This window comes from candidate division WOR-3 bacterium, from assembly GCA_029858255.1.
In the GTDB taxonomy this organism is placed as follows: Bacteria; Hydrothermota; Tepidihabitantia; order SM23-42; family SM23-42; genus SM23-42.
On sequence record JAOUFJ010000012.1, the window covers coordinates 55,807 to 66,711 of the forward strand.

Below are 10,905 nucleotides of genomic sequence, written 5' to 3' on the forward strand. Positions count from 1 at the left end.
GGCCTTTTTTGTTTACCACTGTATTCTAAATAGCCTGGGCTTCAGTCTTTTCTTCCTCCAGGGTTATTTCCTGATAACGCCTGAGACCCGTACCGGCGGGGATGATCCTTCCCACGATGACGTTCTCTTTTAGTCCTTCGAGACGATCCACCTTGCCTTCTACCGCGGCATCGGCCAGCACTTTGGTCGTTTCCTGGAAACTGGAGGCTGAAAAGAACGATTCGGTGGAGAGGGCTGCTCTTGTTATGCCCAGCAGTATTGGACGGTAGGTGGCTGGTTTCTTTCCTTCGACCAGTGCTTGCTGATTTACCTCGATTACGCGGCGTTTGTCCACAATCTCACCGCCCACAAAAGGTGTATTACCCGGTTCTTCGATCTTCACTTTCTGCAACATTTGACGCACGATAACTTCGATATGTTTATCATCTATTTTCACATCCTGTATCCGGTAGACTTCGAGTATTTCATTGACAAGAAAACGCTGCGTTTCCATGGGTCCCTTGATCCGCAATATATCGTGTGGATCAATTGCACCCTCACAGAGGGGGTCACCTGCACGTACAAATTCACCGGAGTGTACTTTCAAATATCTTGTTGTCGGTATCTTGTAGGATCTGACGTCACCGACTTCCGGCGTTACGGTGATTTTCCAGAATCCCTTCTCTTCATCGACATCGCAGACACCATCGATTTCCGTAACCACCGCCGGATTCTTGACGATCTTCGCTTCGAATAGCTCCTCGACACGGGGTAGACCACCGGTAATGTCTTTGCTCTTGCCGATTTCCTTGGGTATTCTTGCGATTAGGGTACCCGGCGTTATTTTGTCTCCATCTTTCACCAGTAGATATGTGCCAGCCGGGATAGAGAAGGTTTTGAGTACTTTGGTTTTCTTCTCGACGATGTTGATCTTCGGGTGATGGTTGCGGAGCCTGTCCTCCACAATAACGAATTGCTTGCCGCCGGACCTTTCATCCACCCAGTTTTCCTGCATAGTCACACCGGGAATGATGTCTTGGTACTTGACGATACCACCTAATGGATTCACGATTGGTATCGAATATGGATCCCATTCGAACAGAATATCACCTACGTTTATGGTACTCTTAGCTTTCGGATAGATGATTGCGCCTATTGGTATGTTGTAGCTGATCTTTCGCGTACTGCCTTTAATGACCATGCGACCCTTATCATTCAGACTGACCAGCAATCCATCTTCGCGCTCGGCAGCAGACAGGTTCTCAAAACTGACCTTACCCGAGAATTCGGCATTACGCGAAGCACTCTCGGCGATACGCAGAGCGACTCCACCGGTGTGGAAGGTACGGAGTGTCAGCTGCGTTCCCGGTTCACCAATGCACTGTGCGGCAAGGACTCCAACGGCCTCTCCGATCTCGACCATTCGACCGGTGGCGAGATTCCTCCCATAGCACTTTGCGCAAAGCCCTACCGGTGCCTCGCAGGTTAGGATGGAACGGACCTTTACCTTCTCGATGCCACTCTTTTCGATCTTCATAGAGTCTTCGTTCGAGATCTCTTCACCTGCATTGACGATTGTCTCATTTGACAGCGGGTCGATAACGTCGACGAGGGCAACCCTGCCCACGATACGTTCGCTCAGTGGCTCAACAATTTTTTCTCCTTCTTTGAGCGCACTGATCTCCTGCCCCATGATGGTTCCGCAGTCCTCCACTGTCGTCGTTACGTTCTGGGCTACATCAACGAGGCGCCGCGTCAGATACCCTGCATCAGCAGTTTTCAGCGCAGTATCGGCTAATCCTTTTCGCGCGCCGTGAGTTGAAATGAAGTACTCCAAAACTGTGAGTCCATCCTTACATGATGATTTTATGGGTGTTTCAATGATCTGAACCGAAGTTACTTTACGCTGGGGCTTGGACATGAGACCACGCAATCCGCAGATCTGGCAGGCCTGGTTCCGGGAACCACGCGCACCCGAATTGACCATCATGTAAAGCGGATTGAATCCATCGCGGTCTTTTTCGAGTTCTTCGATGAGCCCTTCTTCGATGTCCATGGAAACCCTGGTCCATGTATCAATTACTTTATTGTAGCGTTCAGTCTCAGATATCAATCCACCCTGATGAGCTCTGTTTATTTCCTGTACTTCCTTGGCGCCTTTAGCCCAGATCCTGTCTTTCGTTTTAAGGCTCAGCATGTCATCGATCCCGATTGTAAGTCCCGAACTGGTGGCGATTTCGAAACCAAATTTCTTCAGATTATCGAGAACCGTGATGGTTTTCTCGGTGCCGAATCTGTCAAGACACTCATCCACTATGCCAGAGAGCGTCTTCTTGTTCACCTCAACGTTTTTGAAACGCATTTCGACCGGTAACTGCTCATTGAAGATCACTCTGCCGGGTGTCGTGTCAATGATCTTGTTGTTGAAAACGTATCTTATCGTCTGATGAAACGTTATGTTGCCATGATATATGGCCGTGTAGATTTCGTCGACTGACGAGAATGACCGTATTGGTTCGGGTGTATCCTTTCTGAGTTTCGTGAGATAGTGGAGTCCGATCACCATGTCTTGAGTCGGCGCCATCAGTGCGCGTCCGTTGCCCGGCGATCGAACATTATGTATCGAAAGCATCAGCATGTATGATTCCAGTATGGCCTCCGGAGATAGCGGTACATGCACGCTCATCGTATCGCCGTCGAAATCCGCGTTGTAGGGATGACAGACAAGGGGATGTATGGCGATTGCTCTGCCTTCACGTAACACCGGCAGAAATGCTTGGATCGACACGCGGTGAAGAGTAGGGGCACGGTTGAGAAGTACGGGATGATTCTTGATGATTTCATCCAGTATTTCATAGACCTCGGTAGAGCGTGCCCGTACCAACCTGCGTGCACTTCTTTCTGAATCAACAACACCCCGTTCCTCTAACTTGCGTACGATCATCGGTTTGAAAAGTTCGAGCGCCATCTCTTTCGGAATACCGCATTGATAGAGTTTCAGTGTCGGGTCAACTACGATAACTGATCTGCCGGAGTAATCCACTCTCTTGCCCAGCAGGTTCCTGCGGAATCTTCCCTGCTTTCCTTTCAGCGCGTCGGCCAGTGATTTCAGCGGTCTGTTGCCACGCCCCTTTATCGGACGGCTGCGTCGTGAATTGTCGAGGAGCGCATCGATCGAATCTTGCAGCATTCTCTTCTCATTGCGGATAATGACTTCCGGTGTCTTTATTCCCGAAGTGATCGATTTTACCCGGTTATTGCGTGTTATTACACGTTTGTACAAGTCATTAAGGTCAGATGTTGCGTAGCGTCCTCCTTCCAGCGCCACAAGCGGCCGCAGGTCGGGCGGTATTACCGGGATTCTTGTTAAGACCATCCATTCGGGACGATTGCCAGATAGCCGGAATGCTTCAACAAGCTTCAATTTTTTCAGTAGCTGTATGCGTCTTGCCTGTAGTGTTTCCTTCTCTAACCTGATACGCAGGTCCGATGAGAGGTTTTCCAGATCGATCTCCCTTAGCAGGTCATATATAGGCTGTCCACCCATATCAGCTTTGAATCCTTCAAATTTCTTAACCGCTTCCTGGAATTCTTCCTCAACTAATACTTCCCCTTTTCTATAGGGAGAGTCACCAGATTCCAGGACCACGTATGCTTCGTAGTTAAGGATCGCTTCCAGCTGATTGATGGATAGGTCGAGGATGAGGCCGATCTTGCTGGGTGAGATTTTGTAGTAGAACAGGTGAGCAACAGGGACCGCAAGGTCAACGTGTCCCATCCTGTCCCTCCGCACTGAAGAAGGAACTACCTCGACCCCGCATCTCTCGCACACCGTACCTCGATACTTGGCTTTCTTGTACTTCCCACATGAACATTCGAAGTCCTTTACCGGGCCGAATATTCTTTCACAGAACAAACCGTCCTTTTCCGGTCTCTGCGTGCGGTAATTTATCGTGTCGGCGCGCGTAACTTCACCGCGTGACCAGGATACTATCGTTTCCGGAGAAGCCAAGGACAGTCTTATTGTATCGTAATCGAGGAGATCAAAAGTATCGTAGATTTTACTTTTCATCGGGTTCCTCCTTTTTCTCAAGAGTAATATTGAAACATAGCCCTTGTAGTTCCTTAAGGAGCACGTTGAACGAAGCCGGGGCTCTTGGTCGTGGAGGATTCTTACCCCTGATGAGTGCTTCATACATTGCTGCTCTTCCCGCAACGTCATCAGACTTGACCGTCAGCATCTCCTGCAGCGTGTAAGCTGCGCCATAAGCTTCGAGTGCCCACACTTCCATTTCACCCAGCCGCTGACCTCCGAATTGTGCTTTTCCGCCGAGTGGCTGCTGTGTTATCAGAGAGTATGGACCTGTGGACCGAGCATGTATCTTTTCATCCACCATGTGTATCAGTTTCATCATGTACATGTGTCCGACCGTCACTGTTGACCCCACTGGCATTCCATTTCTACCATCGCGCAACTGGATTTGTCCGTCTTCAGGTAGTGCTGCTTCTTTCAGTTTCTCCTTCAATTCTTCGATCGTCGCACCATTAAAGATCGGTGTAATTGCGTAGAATTTTAGTGTATCCGCTGCCCAGCCGAGGTGCGTTTCGAGGATCTGTCCAACATTCATACGCGATGGTACACCGAGCGGGTTGAGTATGATATCCACTGGTGTGCCATCAGGCAGGAATGGCATGTCTTCCTCGGGCATTATTTTTGCCACAACACCCTTGTTCCCGTGCCGCCCCGCCATCTTATCGCCAACGGCTATTCTTCGTTTCTGAGCGATGAAAACCTTGATGATCTTTAATACGCCGTGCGGTAGTTCGTCGCCCTTCAGCAACTTGTCTTCTTCATTTTTCTTATCCGCAACTATTTGAATTAGTCTTTCTTCACTGTCCTTGGCAATAATCGTAACCTCTTCGTTCAGCTTGTTGTTTGTTACGAATTTATCGTCGGCTTCAAACTTAGTCACTGTTAGGTTTTCAAAGAAACTGTCGTCGAACGTCCTGCCTTTGGTGACAATGATTTTTCCCTTTTCGTTGCGTATTGATGAAGCTGCGGTCTTGCCGGCCAGCCGGGTCTTTAAAAAACTGTTCCGAGTAATCAGGATTTCTTGTTGCATTGAATCGAATTCCTGCTGGATCTTTCTTCTGCGTTCTTCTTCCACATTTTTGGCAAGAGGGTCCGTAGTCTTACGCGTGAGGATCTTCCGGTCGATAACGACACCTTCGACACCCGGTTCAATCCTTAGTGAAGTGTCCCTTACATTCGTGGCTTTTTCCGCAAAGACTGCCCGCATTAATCTTTCTTCGGGAGTAAGTTCGGTCTCGCCCTTGGGAGTTATTTTGCCAACGATGATATCATCAGGACCTATTTCGGCTCCCACCCGGACAATGCCGAATTCATCCAAGTCCTTAAGCAGAAAGTCTGATAATCCAGGGATGTCTCTGGTTACCTCTTCAGGGCCAAGTTTCGTTTCTCTAACTTCGCAGGTGCATTCGATGATGTGAATCGAAGAAAACGTGTCGTCACGCACCATGTTTTCACTTACAACTACGGCGTCTTCAAAATTGTAGCCTAGAAAGGGCATGAAAGCGACCAGGATATTCTTCCCGAGCGCGAGGACCCCGTCTTTCGTTGCATAGCCGTCGGCCAGCACGTCGTTCTTCTTCACCTTTTGACCGACTGCAACAAGGGGCCTTTGATGTATGCATGTGTTTTGATTGGACCTTACGAATTTCGAAAGTTGATACCTCTTCTTCGTCTTGCGGTTCGTCTCGATGACGATCTTTGAGGCATCAGCATAATCGACCCTTCCATCTTCCTCCGCGAGCAATAATATTCCGGAGTTCTTGGCGATGCGGTCTTCCATACCGGTACCCACATAGGGTATATCCGGGTCGATCAGTGGTACTGCTTGGCGCTGCATATTGGAGCCCATCAGAGCCCGGTCTGCATCATCGTGTTCCAGAAATGGAATGAGTGATGTCGTTGGACTAAATACCTGCTCTGGTGAAACGTCCATGAGATGCACTTCGCTGGGAGCGACCAGCGGAAAATCATCCCGGCGGCGGCATAGTACTTGATCGGTTATTATCTTACCCTTGTCATCGACCGGTGTATTCGCCTGGGCAATGGTATACTTGTCTTCCTCATCAGCTCTGAGGTACATGACTTCTTCGGTCACGCGGCAGTTCTTTACTACCCAGTAGGGAGCAAGAATGAATCCATATTTGTCGATTTTGGCGAAACTCGCCAAACTCGATATCAAACCGATATTGGGTCCCTCCGGTGTCTCGATCGGACAGATCCGGGAATAGTGTGAGTAGTGTACGTCACGTACTTCAAATCCGGCCGTCTGTCTCGTCAATCCGCCAAGACCGAGAGATGAGATGCGTCTTTTATGGGTCATTTCTGACAATGGATTAGTCTGCTCCATGAATTGAGAGAGCTGAGATGTCGTGAAGAATTTATTGATGATATTCGAGACCAGGCGCGGGTTTATTAAATCCTGCGGCGTCAGCCCCGACTCATCCATCAGCGAAGCCCGCTCTTTTATGTTCTGCTTCAGCTGTTTTATCGCTAGCCTGAATTGTTCACCGAGTAATTCGCCGACACGACGAACTCGCCGATTGCCAAGATGGTCAATATCGTCGGGTTCCAGCTCGCCAGCTGCGAGTTGAAACAGACGTCGGAAGATTTCAAGAAGGTCTTCGATAGCAAAATCCTGTTTCTTTGTGCGTTCCGTAATACCAAGCCGCATGTTCAGCTTGAATCGACCGACATCACCGAGGTCAAAATGACCAAGGTCAAAGAGAATGTTGTTGATGTAAGACATGGCTATGTCGAGAGTAGGGGGTGCCATTGAGCGCAGTAACGTGTATATCTTCTTTGCGGCTTCTTCTTTGGAATGGGTGCGATCTTTCTTCAGTGTGTTGGTGAGTATGGTAACCCCGGGATGGTGCGAATCAATTATGGCGACTTTCTTTATTTCTTTGTGAGCAAGGAATTCTATGTTAGGTCCGTCGAGTAGCTCACCAGCCGGCAGGATCGTATCATCTCCTTCAGTTATTTCTTCCGCGGTGAAATAGTTTTCAGCGTTCTTTAGATCGACCGTTTTCACCGGGAAGAATTGCTTGATGATTTCTTCGTTAGTTTCAAAACCGAGACTGCGCAGGAACATGGTTCCCACGAGCTTCTTGCGCCGGTCAAGGATTGCATATAGCGTGCTTGCATGGTCAACGAGAAATTCAACCCATTGACCGCGATATGGTATGACCATGGCTGAAAAGGCGTTGTTACCCTCACTGAAATATACCCCAGGTGAGCGGTGGATCTGATTCACCACGACCCTCTCAACACCGTTGATCACAAATGTGCCACGTTCGGTCATCAGTGGAAGGTCGCAAAGATAGATTTCCTGTTCAGGCATACCGCGAAGTTCGCCATCATCTTCTTTGCTGACCAATCTGAAGCTTACTTTCAGTGGCAGGCCGTAAGTCGCCCCTTTGTCAATTGCCTCGTTTGCTGAATATTTTTCCGCACCGGAACGATGCGAAATATACTGCAGTTGATAACGGTTGTGAATGTCTGACACCGGAAATTCAACGGCGAAAATATCCTTAATCGTTTTTGTCATGAATTGTTCATAAGATTCATGTTGAACTTCCAGCAAATGAGGCATTGTGAAGCTCGACTTGCGTTTAGAAAAATCAACAATGTTCATCATAGTTTTATACTTTTCCCCTATAATGGTGGCAAAAAATAGGTACTTGCACAGTATCGCGAAAGGTCAATTTATTTCAACTCGATAGCCGCACCAACCTCCTCGAGTTTACTTTTCATATTTTGCGCCTCTTCTTTTGTCGCACCTTCTTTTACGACCTTGGGAAGGTTATCGATCATATCCTTTGCCTCTTTTAGCCCAAGGCCGGTGAGTTCACGTAGAACTTTCAGAACCTGGATCTTCTTCTCTCCACAGGATGTCATGTTCACCGAGAACTCTGATTTCTCTTCGGCTGCAGGTTTATCTGACTCCGCCGCCGGCTGTGCCGCCATCTGTATAGGAGCAGCAGCTGTCACACCGAATTTATCCTGCAACGCTTTAACGAGCTCTGATAGTTCGAGTACTGATAAATTGCCAATTTCCTCGACCAAGGCATCAACACCCTTTTTTGCTTTCGCCGTCATTTTACCTCCTTATCTTTTAGCGCTTCAAGGGTATACATCAAATCTCTAATTATGGACTCCAAAGTCCCTACGAAATTTCCGATAACATTAATTGATCCAAGAAGCTGGCTATATAGAATATCCTTGGATGGTATTTTTGCCAGCTGGTTTATCTCGGTCGTTTCAAAGAACTTCCCTTCGACAATGCCACCCTTCAACTTCAGGTTTTCAGTGTTGCTTAGTATTTTAGCCAGGACTACCGGGTCATCAAATGCAATGGCAATGCCGGTTGGACCAACAAAGAGTTCACTGATTCTGTTTTCGTCAAAACCCATTTCTTTCATTGCCAGAAAACCGAGGGTATTTCTGAGCACAACGTATCCCGCATTGTTTTTTCTCAGTTCACGCCGCAATACCTCCAGATTTTTAACAGCAATGCCAGTGAAATCGGTGAAGTAAAAAGCTTTCCCGGGTTTGAGACGTTCTCTTAGTTTTTCAACATATTCAATTTTCTTCGGTGCAGGCATCAGATACCTCCTTTTCTGGCACGATCGAGAAGCTCTTTCTCGTCTATAGTAATTCCGGGCCCCATGGTTGAGGAGATGGTCACCGATTTTATTAGATTACCCTTTATCGTCTGCGGCTTTGCCGCAAGCAAGTCTTCCATCAGGACCAGAACGTTTTCGTGCAATTTCTGATCATCGAAGCTCGCCCGACCAACAGGAATATGCACACAACCGGTTTTATCTGTTTTGAATTCAACTTTTCCCTTTTTAAGGGCTTTGACCTGTGCAGCAATCTCAAAAGTTACTGTGCCGGCCTTCGGAGAAGGCATCAGACCCTTCGGTCCGAGTATTCTCCCCAACTTGCTTATGTCGGACATAACATCCGGTGTTGCGATTATTATGTCAACATCGCTCCAACCGCCTTTTAGTTTCTCAATATACTCATCGAACCCGGAATAATCGGCTCCTGCTTCCTTTGCTTCCTGCTCTTTTTCACCCTTGGCAAGCACAAGAATTCGTTTGGTCTTTCCGGTTCCGTGGGGCAGATTGGAGAATCCGCGCACGAACTGGTCTGTTTTTTTAGGGTCAATCGCCAGTTTGATCGACAGATCGATTGATTCATCATATTTCGAATTCGCCGTTTCCTTAGCTTTTCGGATAGCTTCCTCGAGTGCATATTTTTTCGCTTCGACTTTTTGCCTGTTCGCTGTGTATCTTTTTGAACGTTTCATCAATCCTCCACCACTATGCCCATGCCTCTCGCAGTACCTTCAATTATTTTCATGCATTGCTCAATCGTCTCGCTGTTTAAGTCTTTCATTTTGCGCTGGGCAATTTCCTTTATCTGCGCACGGGTAACCTTGCCGACTTTCTCGCGGTTAGGAACCGGTGAGCCCTTGGCAATACCAGCGGCTTGTTTGAGCAACACGGCAGCAGGCGGGCTCTTGAGCAAATAGGAAAATGTTCGGTCATTGTATATGGTAACTACTGCAGGCACGATCAGCCCGGAGAGATTTTTCGTTTCCGCATTGAATGCTTTGCAGAAATCCATGATATTGACGCCGTGTTGACCGAGCGCAGGGCCAACCGGGGGAGCTGGTGTAGCACCGCCCGCTGGTATCTGCAGTTTAACTGTAGCGATAACTTTTTTTGCCATCTTTCTCCTTACAAACTCTTCAACTGGTGAAAGCCCAGTTCGATCGGAGTCGTCCGACCGAATATTACGACCAATACCTTGACCTTTTCCCGTTCGGGGAATATATCTTCAATGGTACCGATGAAATCCGTGAAAGGACCATCAGTTACGGCCACGCGTTCACCTTTGGCGAAGGGGATCTTCGTTACGACTTTTTCTTTTGATTCCTCCAACTGTTTGAGCAGTTCTTTGATTTCATCATCGCCAAGAGGTATTGGTTTCGTTTTTGAACCGAGGAAGTGAGTAACCCCCGAAATCGAATTGACGAGGCGTAATGTTTCATCATTGCCTTCCATTTCGATCACTATATAGCCTGGATAGAGGCGTTTTTCTTCGACCACTTTCTTGCCTTTTTTGATGCGCACTTGATTCTCGACAGGGATGACGATTTTGCCGAAGGCTTCTTCCATGTTATTGTCCTTGATTATCTTCTCCAGTATCTTCTTGACCTTGTGCTCGTGTCCGGTTAGAGTATGTACGACGTACCATTGCATAAGATATGATCCTATCGCAGTATGAGACCTAATACAGTTGTGAAAACCGTATCAAGAGCAAATATGATGACCGCAACGATCAGTGAGATGACGACAACAACAATAGTAGAATTGGTAATTTCGCTGCGTGTAGGCCACGTTACCTTACGCATCTCGTAATAGACATTCTTTAAGTAATCTCTTATTTTATTCAACATTTAAGATAACCTTTTGGCAGGCCTGGAGGGATTTGAACCCCCAACCCCCCGGTTTGGAGCCGGGTGCTCTGCCGTTGGAGCTACAGGCCTATTTAGTTTCCTTATGGGTTGTATGCTTTCGACAGAACGGACAATATTTTCTGATTTCAAGGCGCTGCTGCTTCTTCTTGTTCTTGGTCGTAGAATAGTTCCGATTCCTACAGTCCTTGCAAGCAAGATTGATGATGACTCTCATGTTTATTCGATTATTTTAGTAACGACGCCAGCGCCGACGGTGCGGCCGCCTTCGCGGATCGCGAAGCGCAGGCCTTGCTCGATCGCTACCGGACTGATCAACTCGATCTCAAAATTCGCATTGTCCCCA

The 10,905-nt window shown here is 47.8% G+C and carries 10 protein-coding genes and 1 tRNA gene; all 11 read right to left on the reverse strand.

Translation table 11 applies throughout. From position 1 onward, the window contains the following. Positions 1-25: 25 nt before the first annotated feature. Positions 26-4,051 carry a DNA-directed RNA polymerase subunit beta' gene (gene rpoC, locus OEV79_06915; GenBank protein MDH4211165.1) on the reverse strand — a complete coding sequence of 1,342 codons (4,026 nt, stop codon included), beginning with the start codon at positions 4,049-4,051 and terminating at the stop codon, positions 26-28. Next, entirely contained in the window at positions 4,041-7,706 is a 3,666-nt protein-coding gene (gene rpoB, locus OEV79_06920; GenBank protein MDH4211166.1) for a DNA-directed RNA polymerase subunit beta, read from the reverse strand. Before rpoB ends, rpoC begins: the two co-directional genes overlap by 11 nt. A gap of 71 nt (positions 7,707-7,777) precedes the next feature. Continuing rightward, on the reverse strand, positions 7,778-8,170 hold the full coding sequence (rplL, locus tag OEV79_06925; protein ID MDH4211167.1) for a 50S ribosomal protein L7/L12: 393 nt from the start codon (positions 8,168-8,170) through the stop codon (positions 7,778-7,780). Continuing rightward, a complete protein-coding gene (gene rplJ / locus OEV79_06930) occupies positions 8,167-8,676 on the reverse strand; it encodes a 50S ribosomal protein L10 (GenBank protein MDH4211168.1) in 510 nt (169 codons plus the stop codon). The genes rplL and rplJ overlap by 4 nt, the downstream gene beginning before the upstream one ends. Then, a complete protein-coding gene (rplA, locus tag OEV79_06935) occupies positions 8,676-9,389 on the reverse strand; it encodes a 50S ribosomal protein L1 (protein ID MDH4211169.1) in 714 nt (237 codons plus the stop codon). Before rplA ends, rplJ begins: the two co-directional genes overlap by 1 nt. Then, entirely contained in the window at positions 9,386-9,811 is a 426-nt protein-coding gene (gene rplK / locus OEV79_06940) for a 50S ribosomal protein L11 (GenBank protein MDH4211170.1), read from the reverse strand. The genes rplA and rplK overlap by 4 nt, the downstream gene beginning before the upstream one ends. Before the next feature lie 8 nt (positions 9,812-9,819). Next, positions 9,820-10,344, reverse strand: a complete 525-nt coding sequence (gene nusG / locus OEV79_06945) for a transcription termination/antitermination protein NusG (GenBank protein MDH4211171.1) — start codon at positions 10,342-10,344, stop codon at positions 9,820-9,822. Positions 10,345-10,355: 11 nt separating this feature from the next. Next, positions 10,356-10,541: a preprotein translocase subunit SecE gene (secE, locus tag OEV79_06950; GenBank protein MDH4211172.1), complete on the reverse strand. Its 186-nt coding sequence runs from the start codon at positions 10,539-10,541 to the stop codon at positions 10,356-10,358. Between the two features lie 14 nt (positions 10,542-10,555). Further along, positions 10,556-10,631: transfer RNA gene (locus tag OEV79_06955), tRNA-Trp, on the reverse strand. Then, positions 10,630-10,776 (reverse strand): 50S ribosomal protein L33, encoded by a 147-nt coding sequence (gene rpmG / locus OEV79_06960; GenBank protein ID MDH4211173.1) that lies wholly within the window; start codon positions 10,774-10,776, stop codon positions 10,630-10,632. Before rpmG ends, OEV79_06955 begins: the two co-directional genes overlap by 2 nt. A gap of 2 nt (positions 10,777-10,778) precedes the next feature. Then, positions 10,779-10,905 (reverse strand): elongation factor Tu (gene tuf / locus OEV79_06965; protein ID MDH4211174.1); only part of this gene is annotated, 127 nt, incomplete at its 5' end.